The organism is Niallia sp. FSL W8-0177 (assembly GCF_038006285.1).
GTDB classification, from domain to species: domain Bacteria; phylum Bacillota; class Bacilli; order Bacillales; family Cytobacillaceae; genus Niallia; species Niallia circulans_A.
In genome coordinates, this window is the sequence record NZ_JBBOUX010000001.1 from 2,463,071 (window position 1) to 2,487,844 (window position 24,774).

Annotated in this window: 25 protein-coding genes; 3 read left to right on the forward strand and 22 right to left on the reverse strand. The window is 35.1% G+C overall.

From position 1 onward, the window contains the following. Positions 1–76: 76 nt before the first annotated feature. The 9 genes from prmA to gpr form a co-directional block, all read right to left on the reverse strand. The gene (gene prmA / locus NST77_RS12210; RefSeq protein WP_095334247.1) at positions 77–1,018 is read right to left on the reverse strand and encodes a 50S ribosomal protein L11 methyltransferase; all 942 of its coding nucleotides are present in this window, start codon (positions 1,016–1,018) and stop codon (positions 77–79) included. A 20-nt stretch (positions 1,019–1,038) separates the two neighbouring features. Beyond that, positions 1,039–2,163, reverse strand: a complete 1,125-nt coding sequence (dnaJ, locus tag NST77_RS12215) for a molecular chaperone DnaJ (RefSeq protein WP_047941309.1) — start codon at positions 2,161–2,163, stop codon at positions 1,039–1,041. A gap of 185 nt (positions 2,164–2,348) precedes the next feature. Next, entirely contained in the window at positions 2,349–4,178 is a 1,830-nt protein-coding gene (gene dnaK / locus NST77_RS12220; RefSeq protein WP_095334249.1) for a molecular chaperone DnaK, read from the reverse strand. A gap of 34 nt (positions 4,179–4,212) precedes the next feature. Then, positions 4,213–4,815 carry a nucleotide exchange factor GrpE gene (gene grpE / locus NST77_RS12225; protein WP_275068604.1) on the reverse strand — a complete coding sequence of 201 codons (603 nt, stop codon included), beginning with the start codon at positions 4,813–4,815 and terminating at the stop codon, positions 4,213–4,215. A 124-nt stretch (positions 4,816–4,939) separates the two neighbouring features. Beyond that, positions 4,940–5,968, reverse strand: coding sequence for a heat-inducible transcriptional repressor HrcA (gene hrcA / locus NST77_RS12230; RefSeq protein ID WP_095334251.1), 1,029 nt, complete (start codon positions 5,966–5,968; stop codon positions 4,940–4,942). A 153-nt stretch (positions 5,969–6,121) separates the two neighbouring features. Next, a complete protein-coding gene (gene hemW, locus NST77_RS12235; RefSeq protein WP_172859670.1) occupies positions 6,122–7,264 on the reverse strand; it encodes a radical SAM family heme chaperone HemW in 1,143 nt (380 codons plus the stop codon). Between the two features lie 180 nt (positions 7,265–7,444). Further along, positions 7,445–9,280: a translation elongation factor 4 gene (gene lepA / locus NST77_RS12240; protein ID WP_095334255.1), complete on the reverse strand. Its 1,836-nt coding sequence runs from the start codon at positions 9,278–9,280 to the stop codon at positions 7,445–7,447. Between the two features lie 102 nt (positions 9,281–9,382). Beyond that, positions 9,383–9,730: a DUF3679 domain-containing protein gene (locus tag NST77_RS12245; protein ID WP_095334257.1), complete on the reverse strand. Its 348-nt coding sequence runs from the start codon at positions 9,728–9,730 to the stop codon at positions 9,383–9,385. A gap of 116 nt (positions 9,731–9,846) precedes the next feature. Beyond that, entirely contained in the window at positions 9,847–10,968 is a 1,122-nt protein-coding gene (gene gpr / locus NST77_RS12250) for a GPR endopeptidase (RefSeq protein ID WP_095334259.1), read from the reverse strand. Between the two features lie 208 nt (positions 10,969–11,176). On the opposite strand from gpr, the gene rpsT reads away from it, so the two are divergent. Then, entirely contained in the window at positions 11,177–11,443 is a 267-nt protein-coding gene (rpsT, locus tag NST77_RS12255; RefSeq protein WP_016202952.1) for a 30S ribosomal protein S20, read from the forward strand. Between the two features lie 200 nt (positions 11,444–11,643). Here the strand turns inward: rpsT and holA are convergent, their stop codons facing one another. The 4 genes from holA to NST77_RS12275 all read right to left on the reverse strand — a co-directional run bounded on the left by holA (position 11,644) and on the right by NST77_RS12275 (position 16,879). After that, positions 11,644–12,666, reverse strand: a complete 1,023-nt coding sequence (holA, locus tag NST77_RS12260; protein WP_341123015.1) for a DNA polymerase III subunit delta — start codon at positions 12,664–12,666, stop codon at positions 11,644–11,646. A 461-nt stretch (positions 12,667–13,127) separates the two neighbouring features. After that, positions 13,128–15,458: a DNA internalization-related competence protein ComEC/Rec2 gene (locus NST77_RS12265; protein ID WP_341123016.1), complete on the reverse strand. Its 2,331-nt coding sequence runs from the start codon at positions 15,456–15,458 to the stop codon at positions 13,128–13,130. Positions 15,459–15,506: 48 nt separating this feature from the next. Beyond that, positions 15,507–16,085: a ComE operon protein 2 gene (locus tag NST77_RS12270; protein ID WP_095334265.1), complete on the reverse strand. Its 579-nt coding sequence runs from the start codon at positions 16,083–16,085 to the stop codon at positions 15,507–15,509. Between the two features lie 158 nt (positions 16,086–16,243). Next, complete coding sequence (locus NST77_RS12275; protein WP_123257995.1) at positions 16,244–16,879, reverse strand: helix-hairpin-helix domain-containing protein; 636 nt, start codon at positions 16,877–16,879, stop codon at positions 16,244–16,246. Positions 16,880–16,967: 88 nt separating this feature from the next. Between NST77_RS12275 and comER the strand changes: the two genes are divergently transcribed. Next, entirely contained in the window at positions 16,968–17,801 is an 834-nt protein-coding gene (comER, locus tag NST77_RS12280; RefSeq protein WP_123257996.1) for a late competence protein ComER, read from the forward strand. A gap of 235 nt (positions 17,802–18,036) precedes the next feature. Here comER and NST77_RS12285 read toward each other — a convergent pair whose 3' ends face one another. From NST77_RS12285 to NST77_RS12320, 8 genes are read right to left on the reverse strand one after another with little or no spacing between them, the layout of a single operon-like run. Next, positions 18,037–18,783 carry a class I SAM-dependent DNA methyltransferase gene (locus tag NST77_RS12285; RefSeq protein WP_123260839.1) on the reverse strand — a complete coding sequence of 249 codons (747 nt, stop codon included), beginning with the start codon at positions 18,781–18,783 and terminating at the stop codon, positions 18,037–18,039. Beyond that, positions 18,780–19,136, reverse strand: a complete 357-nt coding sequence (gene rsfS / locus NST77_RS12290; protein ID WP_095334273.1) for a ribosome silencing factor — start codon at positions 19,134–19,136, stop codon at positions 18,780–18,782. The genes NST77_RS12285 and rsfS overlap by 4 nt, the downstream gene beginning before the upstream one ends. Continuing rightward, positions 19,137–19,706: a bis(5'-nucleosyl)-tetraphosphatase (symmetrical) YqeK gene (gene yqeK / locus NST77_RS12295; RefSeq protein ID WP_095334274.1), complete on the reverse strand. Its 570-nt coding sequence runs from the start codon at positions 19,704–19,706 to the stop codon at positions 19,137–19,139. Beyond that, positions 19,696–20,265, reverse strand: a complete 570-nt coding sequence (locus NST77_RS12300) for a nicotinate-nucleotide adenylyltransferase (protein ID WP_095334276.1) — start codon at positions 20,263–20,265, stop codon at positions 19,696–19,698. Before NST77_RS12300 ends, yqeK begins: the two co-directional genes overlap by 11 nt. Positions 20,266–20,287: 22 nt before the next feature. After that, entirely contained in the window at positions 20,288–20,581 is a 294-nt protein-coding gene (gene yhbY / locus NST77_RS12305) for a ribosome assembly RNA-binding protein YhbY (protein ID WP_016202941.1), read from the reverse strand. Further along, positions 20,575–21,411: a shikimate dehydrogenase gene (gene aroE, locus NST77_RS12310; RefSeq protein ID WP_095334278.1), complete on the reverse strand. Its 837-nt coding sequence runs from the start codon at positions 21,409–21,411 to the stop codon at positions 20,575–20,577. The genes yhbY and aroE overlap by 7 nt, the downstream gene beginning before the upstream one ends. A gap of 43 nt (positions 21,412–21,454) precedes the next feature. Next, positions 21,455–22,558: a ribosome biogenesis GTPase YqeH gene (gene yqeH, locus NST77_RS12315; RefSeq protein ID WP_095334280.1), complete on the reverse strand. Its 1,104-nt coding sequence runs from the start codon at positions 22,556–22,558 to the stop codon at positions 21,455–21,457. A 3-nt stretch (positions 22,559–22,561) separates the two neighbouring features. Beyond that, positions 22,562–23,095, reverse strand: coding sequence for a YqeG family HAD IIIA-type phosphatase (locus tag NST77_RS12320; protein WP_328588029.1), 534 nt, complete (start codon positions 23,093–23,095; stop codon positions 22,562–22,564). Positions 23,096–23,664: 569 nt separating this feature from the next. Between NST77_RS12320 and NST77_RS12325 the strand changes: the two genes are divergently transcribed. Next, a complete protein-coding gene (locus NST77_RS12325; protein ID WP_016202937.1) occupies positions 23,665–23,805 on the forward strand; it encodes a sporulation histidine kinase inhibitor Sda in 141 nt (46 codons plus the stop codon). A 68-nt stretch (positions 23,806–23,873) separates the two neighbouring features. Here the strand turns inward: NST77_RS12325 and NST77_RS12330 are convergent, their stop codons facing one another. Beyond that, positions 23,874–24,680, reverse strand: coding sequence for a phosphatidylserine decarboxylase (locus NST77_RS12330; RefSeq protein WP_095334283.1), 807 nt, complete (start codon positions 24,678–24,680; stop codon positions 23,874–23,876). Between the last annotated feature and the right edge of the window lie 94 nt (positions 24,681–24,774).

Consider the following 24,774-nt stretch of genomic DNA (forward strand, 5'->3'; position numbering starts at 1 on the left):
GTAAGACGAAACTTCCTTTTTCCTTTAGAATATACGCTTACTCTTATAGCTTGTTGCTATGAAAGATTTTCTTCCATTAACTCTTTTTCTGAGCCGTAATGCTTACCCAATCTTCCATTTGTACTGTTTCTATTATTTCTAGGCCTGATGCGATAATAGCATCCTTTACTTCTTCTTTTTTCTGAAGAATGATGCCAGAAGCAATAAAGTATCCATCTTTTTGAAGTAAACGATAAACATCATCTGTAAAACGAACAATTACCTCTGCCAAAATATTTGCGACAATTACCTCTGCCTGCTCCTCTATACCATTTAAAAGATTATTTTGACGGACAGATGTTTTCTCATGAACCTTGTTCAATTTAATATTTAATTTAGCAGAACGGACAGCCACTTCATCCAAGTCTAAAGCAAGCACAGATTTAGCTCCCAGCATGGCTGCTGCAATACTTAGTACACCAGAACCTGTACCAACATCGATAACCATATCGCCTTTTTTTACTATTCTTTCCAAAGCTTGGATACATAATACAGTTGTCGGATGCGTTCCTGTTCCGAAAGCCATCCCTGGATCCAATTCGATGATTAATTCATCCGTATGGACCGGTGTATAATCCTCCCAAGTAGGCACAATCGTAAATTTCTCGGATATTTTAACAGGATGATAGTATTTCTTCCAAGCTGTTGCCCATTCTTCTTCATTTACTTCCATAATGGAAACTTTATTTAATCCAATATCAATATTAAACAGTACTAAATTATTGATATTTTCTTTAATTGCCTCTACTGTTTCACCAAGAAAACTATTGATTGGTAAATACGCTTTAACTAGAACGCCTTCTTCTGGATAATCATCAGGATTTAGTTGGTAGATTTCGCCGAATTGGTCTTCTCTTTCTTTAATTAATTCAAAGGGATCTTCAATAACTACCCCACTAGCACCTGCTTCATGCAAAATATTTGAAATAGGTTCAATCGCTTCATTTGTCGTATGAATTGTGATTTCTGACCATTTCATTTCTACCAACTCCTTTTTGATTATTCACCTTTAAATGCTTTTTTTACCTTAGAGAAAAAACTGTCCTCTTCTTCTCCACGAGGAGTATCTCCAGATACTTCAGCAAATTCCTGTAATAGTTGTTTTTGTTTATCAGATAATTTTGTAGGTGTAATTAAGCGAATGATTACATGCTGGTCACCTTGGCCATATCCACGTACATTTGGAATCCCTTTGCCTTTAAGGCGGAATTTTGTTCCAGTCTGTGTTCCCGCAGGTACTTTCAATTTCACTTTGCCATGAATGGTAGGTACTTCCACTTCATCACCTAGAGCAGCCTGAACAAAAGTAATCGGCATTTCACAATATACATCTTCTCCATCACGCTCGAAGAAGTCATGTCTTCTTATGTGGAACACAACATATAAATCTCCTGCTGGCCCGCCGTTTATGCCAGGCTCTCCTTGCCCAGAGACTCTTAATTGTTGACCATCATCGATACCTGCTGGAATTTTAACACTAATTTTGCGACGTTTTTTCACTTTTCCAGTTCCGCCACAAGTTGAACATTTATGCTTAATCTCTTTACCAGTTCCATTACAGTAATTACATGTTCTTCTATTCACAATACGTCCGAATGGTGTATTTTGCTCCACATTCAATTGTCCAGTACCACTACAATGCTTACATGTAACTGGCTTAGTCCCTGGTTTTGCTCCCGTGCCATTACATGTTTCACAATTTTCTTCTCTTGGTATTTCAATTTCCGTTTCTTTCCCAAATGCTGCTTCTTCAAATGATAGTGTCATCGTATATTGTAAATCAGCCCCTTGACGCGGAGCATTCGGATCTCTTCTTCTTGATCCTCCACCACCAAAGAAAGTGCTGAAGATATCTTCAAAACCACCGAAACCACCGAAGTCTCCGCCGCCGCCGAAGCCTTGATTAGGATCTGTATGTCCAAACTGATCATAGTGCGCTCTTTTTTGATCGTCACTCAGTACTTCATAGGCCTCTTTCACTTCTTTAAACTTTTCATTTGCATCTGCTTCTTTATTAATATCTGGATGATACTTTTTTGAAAGCTTACGATACGCTTTTTTTATTTCATCCTTAGAAGCCCCTTTACTGACTCCAAGGACTTCATAGTAATCCCGTTTATCCATAATTGATTACCACTCCCCGATTCTTTTCACATAGATGCTATTGTATCATTTTGCTTTTCTAAAGTACAATAGTTTATTGCTATCTTTCCTAATTATCGCTTAAAAAACTTCCAATTGAAAAGAAAAGTCAAAGTCAAGATAACCTGACTTTGACTTTTCGCTAGACGTATATGGTTTTATTTCTTTTATTTATCGTCTTTTACTTCTTCAAACTCTGCATCAACTACGTTGTCATCTTTATCAGATGCACCGCCGTCTGCACCTTGTGCAGCTTGGGCCGCTTGTGCTGCTTCTTCATATAATTTCATAGAAAGAGCTTGAACGATTTCTTGAAGAGCGTCTTTTTTCGCACGAATTTCTTCTAATTCGTTTTTCTCGATAGCAGCTTTTAAAGCATCTTTTGCTTCATTTGCTTTGGCAACTTCACTTTCGTCCACTTTACCTTCTAAGTCTTTTAACGTTTTTTCAGTAGTGAAAACTAATTGATCTGCTTCATTTCTTAGTTCCACTTCTTCTTTACGCTTTTTATCAGCTTCAGCATTTTCTTCTGCTTCTCTTACCATTTTATCGATTTCTTCGTCTGATAAGCCTGTAGAAGATTTAATCGTAATTGTTTGTTCTTTATTTGTACCAAGATCCTTCGCACGAACATTTACAATACCATTTTTATCGATATCAAATGAAACTTCGATTTGCGGAATTCCACGTGGTGCAGGTGGAATATCAGCTAATTGGAAGCGGCCTAATGTTTTGTTATCCGCAGCCATTGGGCGTTCCCCTTGAAGTACATGAATATCTACAGCTGTTTGGTTATCAGCAGCAGTTGAGAATACTTGTGATTTAGAGGTAGGGATTGTTGTATTACGTTCGATTAACTTTGTAAATACCCCACCCATTGTTTCAATTCCTAATGATAGTGGTGTTACGTCTAAAAGAACAACGTCTTTTACATCACCAGTAATTACACCACCTTGGATAGCTGCACCCATTGCAACTACTTCATCAGGGTTTACTCCTCTATGCGGCTCTTTACCGATTTCTTTTTTGATTGCTTCTTGAACCGCAGGGATACGAGTTGATCCACCTACAAGGATTACTTTGTCAATTTCAGATGCATTTAGACCAGCATCTTTAAGCGCTTGACGAGTTGGTCCCATTGTACGTTCAACTAATGAAGCAGAAATTTCTTCGAATTTAGCACGAGATAAAGTTACTTCTAAGTGAAGTGGTCCAGCTTCTCCAGCTGTGATAAATGGTAAAGAAATTTGTGTAGAAGCTACACCAGAAAGATCTTTTTTCGCTTTCTCGGCAGCATCTTTTAAACGTTGTAGAGCCATTTTATCTTTGCTTAGATCGATGCCATTTTCTTTTTTAAATTGCTCTACTAAATAATCGATGATTACTTGGTCAAAATCATCTCCACCAAGACGGTTATCACCAGCAGTAGATTTTACTTCAAATACGCCGTCTCCTAGTTCAAGGATAGATACGTCAAAAGTACCTCCACCTAGGTCATATACTAAGATAGTTTGATCTTCGTCTGTTTTATCTAAACCATATGCTAATGCTGCAGCTGTTGGTTCGTTAATAATACGTTCTACTTCTAAACCAGCAATTTTACCAGCATCTTTCGTAGCTTGGCGTTCTGCATCATTAAAGTATGCAGGCACTGTAATAACTGCTTTCGTTACTTTTTCTCCTAAGTATTCTTCTGCATAGCCTTTTAGGTATTGAAGAATAATCGCAGAAACTTCTTGTGGAGAGTAGTTTTTGCCTTCTACTTCTACTTTATAGTCCGTACCCATATGACGTTTAATAGACATAATAGTGTTTGGGTTTGTAATAGATTGACGTTTAGCAACTTCCCCTACTTGGCGTTCTCCGTTTTTGAATGCTACTACAGATGGAGATGTTCTATTGCCTTCTGGATTTGGGATAACTTTTGGTTCTCCACCTTCAAGTACAGCAACACAAGAGTTTGTTGTACCTAAATCAATTCCAATAATTTTACTCATGGAAATTTCCCTCCTATTTTTTAATATGTAACGCTTATTGACTTACTTTAACCATTGCAGGTCTAATGACTCTGTCTTTAAGCTTATACCCTTTTTGGAACTCATCTACCACAATATTTGAATCCGTTCCTTCGACTTCTTCTTGCATTACTGCTTGATGAAGATGTGGATCAAATTCTTTTCCAACTGCTTCGATAGCCTCTACACCTTCTTTTTTAAGAGCATCAAGGATTCCGCGATAAACCATTTCAACACCTGTGTATAAACTTTGTGTTTGTTCATCTACTGCCTCAATTTTTAATGCTCTTTCCAAATTATCGATGCTTGGTAATAAGTCCATGACAAGACTTTGCGCTCTGTATGTTTGAGCCGCTTCCATATCGAGCCTTGATCTGCGGCGTGAATTATCAAAATCAGCCTGCAAGCGAAGATAACGATTAGATTCTTCTTCTAATTTAGCTTCTAGCTCTGCAATTTTATCATTAGCAGCTTTTAATTCTTCAGCTACATTTCCCTCATTGGAAGGAGACGCTTCTGCCTCTTCGAAAACTTCTTCAACTGTTTCTTCGACTTTAACGTCTTCTTGTGCTGCTTGTTGTTCCATCTCTGCATTGTTCGTTGCTTTTTCTTCTGCCAACTTGTTCACCTCCCTTAAAGGATTATTTACATAAAGACGGGACAGATTGGCAAATAGAAATTCACCAACCTTCTCTTTACTTACTTTAGACCTTCAATCCACACTTTTAAATATTCCACAGAAGTTACTTTTGATACAAATTAGTGAGTACTTTTGTCAGGTCATTCGATAATATATTTAATAAGCTCACAACTCTTGAATATTCCATTCTTGTTGGGCCAAGAATCGCAATCGATCCAATTTGCTCATTCCCAATCCGATAAGAAGCAGAGATAATACTGCAATTTTCCATTGCCGTATTATTATTTTCTCTCCCGATTTTAATACTAATATCGGATGAGTTATTACGAATGAGCTCTGGTATTCCATCCTCTTTTTCAATCATATTTAACAAATTTCTTATTTTTGTAATATCATGAAATTCAGGCTGTCTCAAAATATTTGTCTTGCCACCAAAAAATAACTTTTCATGGGTATCGATTTTCACGGTTTCAGAAAGAGAGTTGATAAAATACTCATAATTGCTAATATGCTGTTTCAATAAGGTAGCGACTTCCTTATAGATTTTATTATGAAGCTTATCAATCGGCACACCCGTTAACCGGTCATTTAAAATATTTACTAGTTTCTCTATTTCCCCTGCGTGAACAGAATCTGGCAAGTGAAACATTCTGTTTTCCACATGTCCTGAGTCTGTCACAATAATAGCAATGGCCGTATGGTTGTTTAAAGGAACAATTTGAATCTTCTTCAATTTATTTTCTTTAACGGCAGGCCCAAGGACAATAGTAGTATAATTTGTTAAATCAGACAATATTTTAGCAGATTTTTGTACAATATTTTCTAATTCGTATATTTTTTCTGCAAACAGTGAGTTAATTCTCAATATTTCTGAACGCTTTAATTTCTGTGGTGATAAAAGATGATCAACATAAAAACGATAACCCTTCTCTGAAGGAACACGCCCAGAAGAAGAGTGGGTTTTTTCGATAAAACCAGATTCCTCTAAATCTGCCATCTCATTGCGAATAGTGGCGGAGCTAAATGTAATGTTTTCTTTCTTTGATAAGCTCCTTGAGCCTACTGGTTGTGCTGTTGAAATAAAATCATCAATAATCACCTGTAATATTAATAATTGACGATCAGTTAACACATTAATCACCTCTGTTAGCACTCTTTATTAACGAGTGCTAAATCTATATATAAAGTAGCAAAAACAAAGGGGTTGTGTCAATAATTTGCACCTTATTTCTATAAGAAATTTTTCCCTTCTCGTTTACTACTTCATGACAAACCTAGATTATGATTATTCAAGAACTCCGATAAAGGATTGAAACACTTCATTCCCTAAAAATCTGCCTTTATGTGTTAATTTTAAATAATCACTTTCTATTTCAATAAGCTCTCTGCTTATTAACTCGTTTATTTCCTTATTAAATAGCTCTAATACATTTTCATTATATTTTTGTTCAAATGAAGATAAACTTACTCCTTTATTTTCCCTTAACCCAAGGAATAATTCCTCTTCCATTTGTTCTATAACGGTTACCTTATGTTCATGCATAATCGGAAACTCACCTTGCTCTAAAGGCTGCATGTATTTCTTTAAAGGTCCATAATTAGAATAGCGATTCCCATGTACATAACCATGGGATCCAGCTCCAAACCCAAAGTACTCTTCATTATTCCAGTATGTGAGATTATGCCGACTTTCGAATCCATGCTTCGCAAAATTACTAATTTCGTATTGCTGAAAACCATGTCTTGCCATCTCGTCCATTAAGACGCTGTACATACCTGCTTCCACATCTTCTCCAGGTGTAGGTAGTTTTCCTTTTCTCATTAAGTTATAAAAGACAGTTTTAGGCTCTATAATTAAAGAATATCCTGAATAATGCTGAATATCTAATGTAAATGCTGTCTTTAATGTTTCTTGAAAGTCTTCTAACGTTTGACCTGGTAAACTATAAATTAAGTCTACACTGATATTATTAAAACCGATTTTTTTAGCTGCTTCAATGGATGAAAACACATCTTCCGCCTTATGCGTTCTCCCAATTCTCTTTAGTAGCTCATTATTAAAAGATTGTACTCCAAAGCTAAGACGATTCACGCCTCCTTCATACAAAGCTTTTAATTTATCTTCTGTTAAATCACCAGGATTGGCTTCAAACGTATATTCTTGCTCTGGACGAAGCTTAAGTTCTTTATTCACCATTCCACAAAGTCGTTCTAATTGGGAAGCAGATAAGCTTGTTGGTGTACCTCCTCCGACAAAAATCGTTGACAGCTCTTGTTGTCCATATTTTTCAATGGTCAGCTTCATCTCTTTCTCTAAAGAGTCTAAGTATTCATCAACTGGCTGTCCTTTTAAAAATACTTTATTAAAATCACAATAGTGACAAATATGTTCACAAAATGGAATATGGATATATGCTGCTTGTATCAATTTTTCACAACCTTTAAATTAATTAAACTATATTAACCAATAAGTTTCTCCTACTTGTTTCAATAAAAATAAGAAAAGAGGTTGATACCTACCTGGCATCTACCCCTTTACTTATAGCAGTCCATGTTGCGATTAGCAAGTTTCTTGCATAATGACCATGCAATGCTTTTATTGTCATTTTTACTTTTTCGTATTATTGTCGTCCATACGTAATACAGCCATAAACGCTTCTTGCGGTACTTCAACCGAACCAACTTGTTTCATTCGTTTTTTCCCTTCTTTTTGCTTCTCTAGCAATTTACGTTTACGAGAAATATCTCCACCATAACATTTAGCCAATACATTCTTGCGCATCGCCTTAATGGTAGAACGAGCAACAATCTTTTGCCCAATTGCAGCTTGGATCGGCACTTCAAATTGCTGACGCGGAATAAGCTCTTTTAATTTCTCTACAATAACTTTTCCTCTTTCATAAGCAAAATCCTTATGAACGATGAAGCTAAGTGCATCTACTTGTTCTGCATTTAACAGAATATCCATTTTAACCAACGTCGATGTTTTATAGCCAATTAGTTCATAATCAAAAGACGCATATCCTCTTGTATTTGATTTCAATTGGTCAAAGAAATCATAAACAATTTCCGATAAAGGAATTTCATACGTTATTTTAACGCGAGTCTCATCCATATATTGCATATCGAGGAAGACACCTCTCTTTTGCTGGCATAATTCCATAATCGCACCAACATATTCATTTGGGGCCATCATCGTTGCTTTTACATATGGTTCTTCGATTCTGTCAATTTTTTGAGGATCAGGCATTGCTGATGGATTATCTACTTTTATTTCTGTTCCATCTGTCAAAATAACATCATAAATAACACTTGGTGCAGTAGTAATTAGGTCAATTTTAAATTCGCGCTCGATGCGCTCTTGAATAATTTCCATATGAAGCAAACCTAGGAAACCACAACGGAAACCAAATCCTAATGCTTGCGATGTCTCTGGTTCAAATTGTAACGCAGAATCATTAAGCTCTAATTTTTCCAATGCTTCACGTAAATCATTAAACTTTGCACTATCTATTGGATATAAACCACAATAAACCATTGGATTTAGCTTACGGTAGCCAGGCAGTGCTTCTGTTGCACCGTTCTTCGCATTAGTGATAGTATCACCTACTCGAGTATCGCCAACATTTTTAATTGCTGCTGTTAAGAATCCTACGTCCCCAACAGATAAATGATCGGTATTAACTGCTTTTGGTGTAAACACACCTACTTCAATAACTTCAAATTCTTTTCCTGTTGCCATCATTTTGATTTTGTCACCAGGTTTAACTGTTCCATCGACTACTCGAATATAAGTAACAACACCACGATAAGCATCATATAAACTATCAAAAATAAGTGCCTTTAATGGTGCTTCTGGATCTCCTTGTGGTGCAGGAACCTTTTCTACGACTTGTTCGAGGATATCTTCTATCCCAATACCAGCCTTCGCAGAAGCCAGCACTGCTTCAGAAGCATCTAACCCTATAACATCTTCAATTTCATTTCTAACCCTTTCAGGATCAGCACTTGGTAGGTCAATTTTATTAATAACTGGAACAATTTCCAAATCATTATCAATCGCTAAATAAACGTTAGCCAATGTTTGAGCTTCAATTCCTTGAGCGGCATCAACTACTAATACAGCCCCTTCACAAGCAGCCAAGCTTCGAGATACTTCATATGTAAAATCCACGTGTCCCGGTGTGTCAATGAGATGTAATGTATAAATTTCTCCATCTTTTGCTTGATATTTTAATTGGACGGAATTTAGTTTAATCGTGATTCCGCGTTCTCTTTCTAAATCCATTGAATCTAAAAGCTGATCTTTCATCTCACGTGCTGTGAGTGCATTTGTTTTTTCTAATATTCTATCAGCGAGGGTTGATTTCCCATGATCTATATGTGCAATAATAGAAAAATTTCTAATTTTTGATTGTCTCTTTAACATCTCTTCTCTGTTCATTTAGTTCACTCCTACAATAATCGCGCATGTACACTATTTTTGATTATAGCAGTGTGAAGAATAAGATTCAACGAAAAGTAAAATGATTTACTAAACAGTCTTCTATTTTTCTTTTTCTTCCATTATATCTCCAACGAGATTGACTCCTTTTTCTGCTACAGAAGATATCGTATCTGCTACTCCTTTTCCGATGCTAGACAATAAATTAAAAGCTTTCATTTCCTCTAATTGCTGTTTCTTTTCATCCAGATCATGACTAGTAATATTTTCTCCAAGGACAGATGCTTCTAAATTTCCATTCTCCTTATTTATGGCTACAGCACTTTGGAATCCCTCATCTTCATACCCTTTCATTTTATGAATTCCACTATTTGCTTGCTGCATGCCAAATAATACACAAATAAACATCAACAAAACAATTCCGACAGCACCTAATGTATATAGTTTCAACTTGATCAATCTCCTTTATTTTCAGTACCAAGTTTGTATTTTCCAAAACTACCATCCCTAGTAACTCTATTGAAATATATGAAGTAACTAGAAATGGTAGAACCCTTTTAATAAATTTAGTGGGTATTGTACCCTACATTCTCTTGATTGATCGCTGAATGAAGCGCCGCATTTAAGCCATTTGCAAGTAAATTCGCCATGTCTTCTATAAAGACATCGACCTCTTTAGGTGTTACCATTAAGTTATGACCAATTGGTGATAATACTTCATAGATTAGCTTTCTCTTTTCTTCCTCAGGCAATGTTCCAACAATACCTAGAAATGTCTTACGATGCTGCTCTTCTGGTAAATCTTCATCCGTTAATTTTCTTTGTTCACCAAAGGTCAAGCCAGCTGGCGCCAAAGCTCTCGATGGTTTATTTCCTTCTCTTAGCTCCTTGCCAAAATGCTTTAATATATAATCAATTGTGTCACTTGTAATAGACACAGCATCTACGACAGTTGGTACACCGATAGCAATTACTGGTCTGCCTAGCGTTTCTTTACTTAGTTCCTTCCGTTTATTACCTACACCAGAGCCAGGATGGATACCTGTATCGGAAACTTGAATCGTAGAATTCACACGATCAATAGAGCGGGATGCAAGAGCATCAATAACAATCACAAAATCAGGATTTGTTTTCTCGACAACCCCTTTTATAATGTCACTTGTTTCGATTCCTGTTAACCCCATCACACCAGGGGCTAAGCTTGATACCGGTCGATAGCCCTCTTCCACACTTTCTGGCTGCAATTCATATAAATGTCTCGTTACTAGTATATTCTCACAAACCTGGGGTCCTAATGCGTCAGGAGTGACATTCCAGTTCCCAAGACCAACTAATAAACAAGAAGCATCCTCTTTTATATCGCTCTGCTTTAAAAATTGAGAAAACTCTTTTGCAAATACTTGCTCTACCTTTTCTTGCAATTTAGTATCTTGCTGTCGAATACCTAACACTTCTATCGTTAAATATTTCCCTTGTTTTTTCCCGATTAGTTCTTCGCCCTTTTTGGTGACCTCCACATAGGACATCTTAATACCATTTTCTTCTTTCTCCTTGATAATTACCCCATCGAGACGTGACTGATCTTGTTCATTTTGAACAAGCCCTTGATTATGTAAAGCTAAATCTTTTGCTTCAATTGCCAAATCTGTTCGTACTGAATACATACTTAAATCTAGTTTTTCCTCCATTGTTATCCCCTTCCTATTCAATTAATCATTTTATTATTACTAGCATTGCCTTTCTCTCAAAAAAAATTCATATTGTGCAATTTGACTGGAGGTATTGCATTATTAGTCCTCGTTTGATAAAATATCACTTGTTCTTTAAGTTTTTTAGGAATGTATATATCGAGTTTAAATAATGAACTTGATGCTTCGTTTTAGGAGGTGAACGTAAATGCCAAATATTAAATCTGCTATTAAACGTGTGAAAACTAGTGAAGCTCGTAACGCTCAAAACACTACAGTTAAATCTGCAATGCGTACTGCTGTTAAAAAGACTGAAGCTGCTATTGCTCTTAATGATACAACTGCTGCAAATGAAAGTTTTGTAGAAGCTGCTAGTAAGTTAGACAAAGCTGCTGCTAAAGGTCTTATTCATAAAAATGCTGCTGCTCGTAAAAAATCTCGTTTAGCTAAAAGAAAAAATGCTTTAAACGCATAATGAGTAAAAAAGACTATCTTCCTGATAGTCTTTTTTTATTTATAAAGCTTGTGCAGACGGATTCCACTAAACATGAATTAAACAGAGAAAAACCTGAACAATTTCATACAGTTGTTCAGGTTAAAAAGTTTTATCGTCACCACACTCAAGACACCTATAGGAACGAGAGGCAGTCCTACCTCATTTAGATTAGATCGCCTTTATACTCCACGTCCTATTTGAAACAGAATCATTTCTATGACCATGTTTTTAGGCATTGTCCCTGTTTTTAATTGATAGTCACCTTCCGCAAATAGACGGATACACTTTGTTAGTTCCTCTTCTGTAAATCGATTAGCTTGTCCAGCTGCCAATTTTACTCGGAATGGATGAACTTTTAAAACACTAGCAATTTGCTGTTGTCCATATCCTTTTTGTGCAAGTCCTTTCACTTGATAAATTAAGCGAAATTGATTCGTAATGATAGATAGAATCTTCAACGGTTCCTCATTTTTTTTTAATAAGTCATAATATATCCGCAAAGCTTCATCTATTTTTTTAGAGATTACTTTATCGACAAGAGAAAAAATATTTTGCTCAAGCGATTTAGCAACTAATTCTTCCACAATCTCTTTCGTAATTAACTTTGAATCTTGGACGTATAAAGCCATCTTATCAATTTCAGTTGTCAAAAGAGACAAATTAGTTCCAGCGAGACTTAAAATAGTATCAAGTCCATCTTCATTTATCTCCACATGATTATATGCAGCACGTTGTTTTAACCATTTCTTTAGTTCTTGTTCATTTAATTTTTTTGCTTCTAAAATAGATGCTGTTGTTTTTAGTTGTTTGGTTATCTTCTTTCTTTCATCTAATTTTTCGTAACTTCCTATAAAAATCATAATTGTAAACGGAGATGGCTCTTTCAAATATTCCTCTAGTTTTTTTACATTATGTTCCACTTTAGACTTAGACTTTTCAGCTGTTAAGAAAAAGGGATTATTTAATACAACAACCTTTCTTTCTCCAAAAAATGGGATTGTCTCTGCATCCTCTATCGCTACTTCTATTGGTGTTTCCTCTAAATCATATGTAGATAAATTAAAATCCTCATCTTCTTCGTTTAATAATGATTGCAATAATAAATATTTTGTTTCATTTATTAGAAAAGACTCAAGCCCATATAATAGATAGACAAAAGAAAAATCTCTATTCTTTATTTTTTTCCATAATTCTTCGATCATTTCTTCTCCCCATTCCCTAAAAAAACCATTGTTCCTTATTTACATAGAAAACTATCCCTAATCAATTATTATATACGAAATTCCTAACAGTTGTCCTTCTTTTCGAAAATTTACATACAGAAAGAAGGTCCTTTCGACATCATCTCTTGTTAACGAAACTCTTTCCTAAAGCTTTGGTTTAAGCTCTAGGAAGATTTATTAGCAGCAAAGAAATGACTATCTCAAGGACCTTCCTTCAATCTATAATGAACGTTACACATTAAGGCCTAGGATACTTAATGTGTAACGGTGCAATTATATTAATAGTGTGCTCCAATGGCTAAATTCTATTTGTGTCAACTCTTGACAACAAAGGAAATCAGTACGATTCATGTCCATATAGGTAAGTATTTTTTATTCCAATCGGATAGGTATTTAGATGACATTTTTCCATTATTATAGCCATTCACTATTGCTATATTCTATGGAATTTGCAATTGAAACGTGCCACCTTTTTCCGAAAAATAAAAAGAAATTCCCCCATTTTCATCTGTTCTGAATACTTTCACTTTATAGTCCTCTAAAATGGTGAGCACATCCATACTGGGATGATGATACCTATTATTTATCCCAACTGATATAACGGCAATTTTCGGTCTAAGCTGCTCTATAAATACACTCGTTGAAGAAGTTTTACTACCATGATGTCCTACCTTTAAAACGTTTATTTCTCTTAAATCCGGATATTTGTTCATAAGTGCTAATTCTCCTTCTTTTTCTAAATCTCCGGTAAATAACCATGTAATACCAGCGATCTTTGCAAAAATGACAATCGAGCTATTATTTTTTGTTAAATTCTCCTTCTCTATTGGTGCTAAAACCATAAAAGACTCCTTCCCCGTACTCCACTTCTGACCTGCTTGCATAAAACGAATGGGGATTCGTTTCTTTTCCACTAATTTTAGTAAGTGCTCTTCTTCCACAGACCAATCTCCTTTCACATTTGGATACATTATCTCTTTTACACGTAATTGTTCAATAATAGCAGTACTTCCTCCTATATGGTCTAAATCACCATGGGTTAAGATTAATTTATCAATTGTACGAATCCCTTTACTTTTTAAAAAGGGGACAACGGTCTTGGCTCCCACTTCATAAGGGTCTTTCCTCTTTTGCCAGTCTTCTTTCGGGAAATTGACAGTACCACCGGTGTCTATTAAATAAGTTCCTTTATTATATGGCAGTTGAATAAGAATGCTGTCCCCTTGCCCAACATCAATAAAAGTAATTTCTCCTTTTGGTGGATAGATATTGTTTAGAAATTGAACACTCAAAAGCAAGAGTGGAAGACAATATAACCACTTTCTTACATTCTTCGCCAAATTCTCGTATAAATAAAAGAAGATGGGCAGGCTGAGACTATAAGCGCACATAAAAAAGAAGGATGGCCTTCCCAATATAATGGTGCTAAATGGAAAATTCGATAATTTCAACACCAGCTTATCAGATAATAGGATGACAGCATCTAACGGGAAAGAAAAAAAAGAAATAAATGGTGGGAATACAAAGGAAAGGACATAGAGAACAAGTAAGTACGGCAAAACAATTACCGTATAAAAAGGAATAAAAATAAGATTTGCTAGTAAAGATAAGGTGGGAATTTCAAAAAAGTAGTATAGGATAACGGGGATAACAGCATACTCAGAAATAAATGTCAGGAAGAAGTACATTTTAATGGTTGAGGAATGGTATTCTTTAATTAGTGAGGATGAAACAATGAGAAAAAAACAGACGATAAAAGATAATAAAAATCCAACACTAAATAACATTCTTGGTTGAATAAATAAACATACGGTAAAAACTATACTGATTATATCGATCATCGGCAAAGAAGAGGAAGTATAAAATTTATTTATAGCTAAGAGGATAAAAGCAGAAAATACAGCTCTAATTACGGATGGGCTTAGCCCGGTTAAAACTGCATATATTGGTAAAAGCAATAGCAGAATAGTACTAGCTCTTTCTCTCGTTAAACCAACTCGTATTAGTAAAAAATAAACGATACCTATTAAAACGACAACATGGGAACCAGAAATAGCTAGTAGATGAATAATGCCTATACGTTGAAATGCTTTTTGCAGATCTTCCTCCATCATACTACGATCACCAAAAATTAAAGCTTCTGCAATTGGAATTGTTGTTTCTGAAAAATGATTTTCAATCCAAATAGTCCCTTTTTCTCTTAGCTGCTTTAATGATAGAATAATATTTCTTTCTGTCACACAACTGCTTAAATCCAAATTCCCCACTGATACTAGCCAATAAATCGAATTATTTTCCAGGTATTGCTGATAATTAAAACCATTTTCATTTCGCTGAGAAGATGGAAGTGACAAAGATCCCTTAATAGAGCATGTCTTCCCTATCACCCTCTTCGCTTTTAAAAAGGCTTTTTCTTCTTTCGTTTCTATTTTGTAAGAAAGCAGTAGCTTTTCTTTTGTTTGTTTTTCCCTACCTACTACCCGCCACCTATCTCCATCTATCTCAGCTGGTTCTATAAAAGTAACGAAGAAAGAGGAAGTATCTTCCCTTATTTTCGAGCTGTTCCCATGATCATCATAACCTCCTCGAACAAGGAATAAAAGAAATGTACACAGCAGAAAAGCAGCTAATTTCCATCTCCCTTTCTTCATAAAAAGTAACCAGCCTATAAATAAAAAATAGAATATATAGACCAATACCTGTTGTGTATAGGCACACAACAAGCCGAATAAGGCTGATACTGCGAAGTACAATAGCTTTGTTTGAATCATAAATCGCTCCTCACAAGACCGCTGTAGACAGGCAGTAGAGAGGTTTAATTAAATAGACGTTTTTGCGGTAGGTATAATGGAGAATAATTCTGCCGCTCTTTTTTCCAAAGCCTTTGCCTCTACAGAATCTGCATTATTTTCTTTTAATTGTTTTACAAGAGCTTCTACTAATGCCTTTTTCTCCTCTTTTTTCTCCAGCTCTTTTCTTTCCACTTGCACTGTTTCAATATTAGCCTGTTCAAACAACTCTAGCGCATATGGATGATTTTTATAATCCAATTCGTAATAAACTGTTTTAATACCTGCTTGGACAATCGCCTTACAGCATTGAAGACAAGGAAAATGCGTAACATATATATCTGCCCCAGCAGTTGGAACGCCGAATTTAGCACATTGTAAGATAGCATTCATCTCCGCATGGATAGTTCTGACACAATGATTGTCAATTACATAGCAGCCTTCATCAATACAATGAACACCACCAGCGATGCTACCATTGTACCCTCCAGCAATTATCCGTTTATCTCGAACTATTGTTGCCCCCACTGCCAATCTTGTACATGTGCTTCTTAAAGCCAGCAATTCGCTCTGTGCCATAAAATACTCATCCCATGAAATTCTTTCCACTTTCACTTTCACTCCCATACATAAACCGAATTGAGAAAAACTCTAATACTTTTCATTCCTCATTAAGTTTATCGAGAACTATGTCACCAGTCAATTGCGAAAAGGATTTCCATGCGGCACATAAAGCAATCTCTTGCTTTAAATACATATCCCTAGATTTATTTTATCGAAATAAAGGATTCTAATTTTTCATATGTTTTTTCTCCAATTCCACTTATGTTTTTTAAATCCTCTTTTGTAGAAAAACCTCCATTCTGTTCACGATACTCCACAATGGCCGCTGCTTTAGACGGACCCACTCCTGGTAATTCAAGCAATTCCGTTTCACTAGCTTTATTAATATTTACTGTACCTTCATTTGAAGGAACGGAAGTCTCGTTACCAACTGCATTTCCATTAGCTGCTTCCCCCTCTTCTCCTATATAAGGAACATTAATAATCATTTCGTCTGTCACTCTCATTGCAAAATTCACTGCATTTTTTTCTCCATCTTTCAAAATTCCGCCTGCCTTTTCAATCACATCATTCACCCGTTCTCCTTCATTCGCTTCATAAACACCTGGATTCTTAACCGCCCCTTTCACATCTACCAGCATTACGGTAACAGGCGGTTCTTCCTCTAGTGCTTCTTCTGGCTTCTCCTCTAAGTTTCTTTCAGCAAACAAGTTTTCATGGGGAATTTGTTCTTCTTCACTACTCGAGATAAGAATAGGGTAAAAACGATATAGCAATAAAAGTACGATGCCACCTAAACCAAAGAAAATTATTTTCTTATTTTTACGAAGCCAGTCCATGATAACTAATCATCCTTTCAGGTATATTTTGAAATGTTGCTACATATCGTTATATGAGAAAACGCTCAATTTAAGGGGGGAAGGAAAATTGAAAATTGGAATGATTGGTACAGGAAATATGGGGAAAATACTAATAGAATCAATGATTGATGGAAAAGCGGTTTCCCCCGAAGACTTATTTATTTTCAATCGAACAAGAAACAAAGCTTTAGAAATTAAGGAAGAGTATCCTACCATAAATATATGCGATAGCGACATCGAAATAGCAAAAAAAGCAGAGCTTATCTTTTTATGTGTAAAGCCACATGATATGTATGAGGTAGCCCATACTATTTCTCCCGTTTTAACAGAAGAAAAATGCGTTATTTCGATTACTAGTCCAATAAGCCCTGACCAGCTTGATTCTTTATTTAGGTGCTCTGTTGCTCGCATTATACCAAGCATTACCAATAGAGCATTGGCAGGCGTTTCTTTGTTTTCCTTTGGAAGCAATTGTACGGAAGAGTGGAAAAAACAATTAGAAAGTTTGTATGAAAAATTTTCGACACCATTAGAAATTGAAGATGACATTACGAGGGTTGCCTCTGATATAGTAAGTTGCGGACCAGCTTTTTTCAGCTATCTTACCCAAAGATTTATAGAAGGCGCTGTAGATGAAACAGAAATTGATACAGAAACAGCAACAAAATTAGCTAGCGAAATGCTTATTGGCTTAGGAGAATTATTAAAGAAGGGCTATTACACTTTACCTACATTACAGGAAAAGGTATGTGTAAAGGGCGGGATTACAGGCGAAGGAATAAATGTTTTGGAACGTCAAATAGGAGATACTTTTAATCAACTATTTCAAGCAACACAGGCAAAATATGAGGATGATAAGCAATCCCTTAAAAATCTTGTCACATGGCATAAAAATATATAATGCTCCTATTACTTTCTACTTTACCCATTCGAATTCCTTCTCCCTTTTCAAATTTTTCAAAAAAAATTACAAATGGCTGTTTTTAGAATAGGAAAAAGGGAAATGATCCATCCAAGGACCATTTCCCCCTTTCACATTTTCGCCATAAAAAACAATATGTAGGAAGGATGTTTCCAAGTTTTCTCCTAGAAGCATTTATCTTGCAACTGCAAAACTGCTTTACTGAGGAAACATCTCATTTTTTCTTACAATAAAAGAAAATTCGCTCTGCCTTTTCATCTAATATATCTTGAGAAAAATCGGCTTCAACTTTCAATAAAGTAAACCCAGTTTGTTCGAGCCATTCCGAATATTGGTCAACGGAATAAGTTCGTTGAAAATGGAGTTCATCATATCGACGATACATTCCTGAGGCTGCATCTAATTCAAAAAAACTTAAATCATGTTCAACACTATTGGGATATTCTCCTTCATAGCATTGCCATATAAGGCTTAAATCCTCATCATTGACTGTATAGGTTTGATTGATAAATAATTGATTCATTTTATACAAGGAATGCACATCAAATATAAATAAGCCTTTTTCATCTAAATGGGCATAAACACTTTCAAAAGTATTTATGACTTCTTCTTCGGTTCTTAAATAGTTGATGGAATCACAGCAAATACAAATAAGATCGAAAACGGGTAAGCCCTCTAGCTGAGACATATCTTGTTCTATATAAAATACAGATTCTCCTGCTTCCATTGTCTTCGCTTGAGCAACACTTAGCATATCCTCCGATAAATCAATCCCAGTTACATTATAACCAGTCTGTGCCAGCCTAATCGATAACTCTCCTGTTCCACAGGCTAGGTCTAAAAGGTTTGCTCCTTTAACTTTATAATCGGCTGCTGCCTTTTTGATAAGCTGTATCCACTTCTCATAAGGTACATCATTCATTAAGCGATCATAAAGATAGGCAAACTGCTCATAACTCATTGACTGATCACACTTTCCACATTTTCCACTGGTGCATCTCCCCAAAGACGCTCTAAATTGTAATAAGTTCTTTCATCGCGGTGAAAGACATGGACAATAATATCTCCTAAATCAACTAAGATCCATTTTGCCTCATTATAACCTTCAAAACGTTTAACCGTAATTCCAAGTTCACCAGACTTTTCTTTAATTTCATTCGCAATAGCCTGTACTTGCTTGTCAGAATTACCATGACAGATTACGAAATAATCAGCAACAAGAGAAATACCTTTCATATTTAGGGCAACAATATTCTCTGCTCTTTTGTCATCAGCTGCCTTTACAGCAGTCCATAATAAAGTACGTTCATCCATTCAATCAACCTCCATTTTTATACAATAACTGTTATATGTTTCAAAGCTTAAAGGAAATACAGCTCGATTATTCCGAATAAGAAACATAATCGTGTTTTTCACCGCTTGCAAAAAAGCTCTTTCTAAACTCACTTCTGCCAATTCTCTTACTTCATCTACCCCTGGAAAAGCTCGGCCAGGTTCAATATAATCGGCTAAATAGACTATTTTTTCTAGCATACTCATTTCAGGTCTTCCTGATGTATGGTATCTAATAGCATCTAATATTTCTCTATCTTTTATTCCGACTTCTTTCTCAACTAAAAAAGCACCAACTGGAGCGTGCCAAAGTTCTGAATGAAATAATAAAAGATTAGGATCCATATTTTGCTGTATGATAATCTTTTTCATTTCATCCTTTGGGCGAAATTTTGCGTAATCGTGAAAAATCGCTGCTATTTCTGCCTTTCTAGCATCTCCACCGTACTTATTCGCTAACTTAATTGCTGTTTCCATTACACCGATTGTATGAATATAACGCTTTTCCGTTATTTGTTCTTTTACTATTTGTAATGCTTCTTCACGATTCATATAGACGATTCTCCTCAATATATCTCTTTACTTCATCTCTGACTAAAAAGGAAATGGTTTCCCCTTCCTTAACCCTTTCACGAATTAAGCTCGAAGAAATATTTATATCAGGAACCTTTACATACTGCACTGGGTAAGCCGTTTCTAGTTGATATTTAGGGCGGTTCACACTTATGAATTGTACAATTTCCATAAGTTCTTGAATTTTATACCATTTTGGCAAATATTCTACCATATCGGCTCCAATTATAAAATAAAAATCATTGTCTGGGTAAGCCTCATTTAAAAGCTTCATCGTATCATACGTATAGGATTTCCCCTCTCTGTCTAATTCCATCGTTTCGATGCGAAAAGAGGAAGTGGATTCTATTGATAATTGTAACATTTCTACTCGTTGAGTATTTGTTACCGTCCCTGTTTTTATTTTATGTGGAGGTTCTTGATTTGGCATAAACCATATTTCATCTAATTTTTTTGCGTGCAGTACTTCATTTGCTATAATTAGATGTCCTATATGAGGAGGATCAAACGTCCCTCCCAATATTCCAACTTTTTTCAAAAAAATCGCCTCTTCTACCGACTTATGATGGTAAATTTATCGTTTTATTTTCTTTTGATTCTTTATATAATACAATTGTATTTCCTATAATTTGAACTAGCTCACTTTTTGTTCCATTTACTAATTCACTTGCTACCGTATCTTTATCCTCATCACAGTTTTGCAAAATACTTATCTTTAATAGTTCTCTAACCTCTAATGCCTCACTAATTTGTTTAATCATATTGTCATTAACGCCACCTTTTCCTACTTGGAATATAGGGCTCAAATGGTGTGCTTTTGCTCGTAAAAACCTTTTTTGTTTACCTCTTAACATGATGATCCTCCTAATTGTGTTAAAACATTTTGTCTCATTCTAGCTGTATCTGGGAAAATTCCTTGCCATTTCTCAAACGCTAAAGCTCCTTGATATACAAACATATCAATTCCATTTTGCGTTACAGCGCCTTTGGCTTTTGCATCTTTTAATATTTTTGTTTCTAATGGATTATAGATGATATCACTAACGAATGTGCCCTGCTTCAAATTGCTTACTTGAATAGGCGAAACATCTATCTTTGGTGACATTCCAATGGAAGTTGTTTGGATGATAAGATCATATTCCTCAAGATTTTTGTCCACTGAAGCAACTTCCAGTATATTTGTTACAACTGAAAAAGGACACGCTTCTTTCAGCCTTTCTGCATTTGAAAGCGTACGATTACAAATATCTATATGGTGTACTCCATAATTAGCTAGTGAAAAATAGATTGCTCTTGCGGCACCGCCACTACCAATAATCAATGTTTTTTTCTGCTTCAAGTTAGATAGCTGGTCTAATAGACTTCTTAAATACCCTTCCCCATCCGTATTATACCCAACCCACTTTCCATTTTTACAAACCACCGTATTAACTGCGCCAATCGCTTCACTCAATGGGTCTAGTTCATCCAAAAAGGGAATGATTGCTTGTTTATGGGGGACGGTAACATTAAAGCCATCTATATTACTATCCCTCAAACTTTTTAGTCCCATTTCGAGCCTCTCTGTTTTAATATGCATTTTTTTCATTTCAGCATCCAAACCATAGAAATGAAAAAGATCATTATGCATAACAGGTGACATCGAATGCTGAATTGGATCACCAATTACTGCATAGTTCTTCATAAATAGCTGCTCTCCTTTTCCCCTTGCTTTATTGCAAAACAGATTATATCAACGATTTACGCAACAAGGCATGTACCCCTTTAGGCACATAAACAGAAACTTGAATATTCGGTTCATTAATCGTTATCCAGCCTAAGCCTGAAAACACAATATCTGTTTTTGGTTCTTTTATAGAAAAATCATGCCTTACCAACTCTGGAAAAGCCTCCAAATGCTCTCTGTTGGGAGGTGTCAATAATTCACCTGCATGTTTTTCATACAGCTCATCTGCCTTTTCCAACTTCGTCCGATGGATCGTTATTTCATTAGAGAAATAGCATACAAAGCTACTGCGCTCGCCTTTTACAAAATCAAATCGAGCTAGCCCGCCAAAGAATAATGTTTGTTGATCGTTTAATTGAAAAATTCTCGATTTTATTTCTTTTTTTGGCGTGATAATTTTCAAATCTTTTTTATCAACAAAATGAGCCATTTGATGGTGATTAATAATTCCAGGGGTATCCACTAGGTATTTACCATCCGACAATGGAATTTCAATGATATCTAGCGTTGTACCAGGAAAATGTGATGTTGTAATTACATTTTCTTCTCCAGATACCTCTTTAAGAATTCGATTAATAAAAGTAGATTTCCCTACATTTGTACAGCCCACTACATAAACATCTTTTCCGTTACGATGATATTCAATTGCATCCAGTACTTCTTTAATATTCTTTCCTTTTTCTGCACTGACAAGGTATACATCTTCTGGTCTCAATCCTAAATCCTTTGCTTCTTTTTTCATCCAATTGATAACCTTCTGGTGTTTCACCGATTTTGGTAAAAGATCTACTTTATTTCCTATTAGTATTACTTTATTGTTCCCAGTAAAACGATGAAGGCCAGGTAACCAGCTTCCATTGAAATCAAAAATATCTACTAATTTTACTATTAGGCTGTCACTTTTCCCTATTTCATTTAGAATCTTTAAAAAATCATCGTCTGTTAAAGAAACATCTTGTACTTCGTTATAATGCTTTAAACGGAAACATCTTTGACAAATAACCTCTTCCTTTTCTAACGAAGAAGAAGGTGCATAACCTAATTCATTCTTATTCTCCGTCTGAATAACTACTCCACAGCCGATACAATGTATTCTTTCTGTCACGTATTAATCCTCCCAAGTTAATTTTCCGTTTCTACGAAACCAATTCAAAATTCTTCTTTCGATTCTACGATTAATTCTAGTCATAAACCCATCTGTTTGCGCAACAGGCACGACTAAAATAGTATGAAATCCACTACGATTCCCACCAAGAACATCTGTTAATAATTGGTCACCAATTACAACTGTTTCTTCTTTTTTTGTATTCATTTGCATGATAGCTTTTTTAAAAGCACGACCAAGCGGCTTTCTAGCAGCAAAAATAAAAGGAATATGCAACGGGTCAGAAAATGATTTTACTCTTGCTTCTTTATTATTAGAAACAATTGTGACTTTAATGTCATTTCTCTTCATTTCTGCAAACCATTCAATAATTTGAGGAGTCGCAAGCGGGCGATCCCATTCTACTAACGTATTATCTAAGTCTGTTATGATGCCTTTTATTCCTTTTTTCTTTAAATCATCTGGGGAAATTTCAAATATATTTTTAACAAACTGATTTGGCAAAAATTGATTTAACACTAAAAAACACCTCTTAATTCTTTCATTTCTATAGTTTAACCAGTTTAACCAGTATGTCTTCCTATTGTTATGGTAACCATTTTTACGATAGAAGAAAATAATATTATACCGTTTTTCTTCTTAAAGAAGATACCATATTCATTCTTTTTTTAATAATAGCAAAATAATTTTCGACAAAATACGCATTTTTCAACATATGTGGATAACATTATACACATAATACCCATTGATTTACATATAGTCCACATAGTTCTCAACAAAATAATCACAGGTTATCCACTGAACGCTGTGGATAAACGAACAGTTGTTCTCTATGTTTATTTTTGTTAAAGTAAGGATACAATATACTATCCAAAAAACTTCCAAGATTAATCCACTAAAAAAAGAAGATTAAAAGTGTTCTCTACATAGCAATTTTTTTACATAGACAAGCTAGTTTTCTGATAAACATTGTCGAATGATACATCTAGTATGCACTTTTTAATCAGCGAATTAAAAAAATCTTATTTCAACACTGAAAACAACTACATTTATATATGTTTTCTATGAAAATCTTCTCATTATATTTGAATGGAGGTGTTTCTGGCATGCGAAAACTGTCAGATGAATTATTGATTGAGTCCTATCATAAAGCAAGGGAATTAAACTTAAGCCCTGAATTTATTCGTCTCATCGAAACAGAGATTCACCGACGTTCTTTAAGCAACAAGATAAAAGTCTCCTCTTAACCCAATAAAAGTAATAATATATTCCATTTGAAAACAGCCTTGTACAAGGCTGTTTTTCTTTTAAACTATTAATTTTTGTATTCATTGCGCTTTTCGAAGCTCTCTCCAATAACCTCTCCTATTTTAACCGGATATGGAATGGAATGAAAGCCTTTCTGTTTAAATGTATTTTTTTCAAATAGTAACACAACAGTTGAGCCAAATGAAAAATAAGCAATTTCCTCTCCCTGAACTACGCGGTCTTTCTTATGGTTTAGGACGATAGAGTTAATAAACATGGCACCAACCTTCACAATACATATCCCGTTTCCTTCCTCTGTCTTTAATTCCGTTATAGACCGATAATTTTTGGAGAGGGTAGATTTCCCCCACTTTAAACCATATTTATTAACAGGATACGATTTATTTCCAAGTGTCCAACGATTTGTTACAGTACCTGTGACAGGACAGTGAATGCGATGATAATGACTTGGGCTTAAATAAAATATTAAATAAGTTCCACCAATATATTTATCCACTGTTTTTTCATCCCCAAGCATTTCATGAATAGAATACGTTTTTCCTTTAACTAAAATAGAGCTATCTTCTCTTACTTCTCCAATATCCTCAATCACTGCATCAACAGGACTAATTATTTCTCTATGATCAGCATGAATATTTCGGCAGTTGGCTTTTAATTTTCTAACAAAAAATTCATGTAAGGATCCGTATTCCTTTAGTTGTTTGTCCATTTCCTCTATATTTATTTTATAAACTTTTGCAAAGGAAGGAATTAAATATCGGCTCCATCTAGAATAAGCAAATTTCTTAATCATATAGGAACTCCATCTTCCATTTGTCAGTTCAATACAAAGTCGATAAATTGTTTCTTTCAATGAAGCAATCCTCCAATAAATAAAAATTTTTCTTTACGAATGATCATATACTAATTAGAATTATATATGATTATATAAAAAAATGGTTGTATGA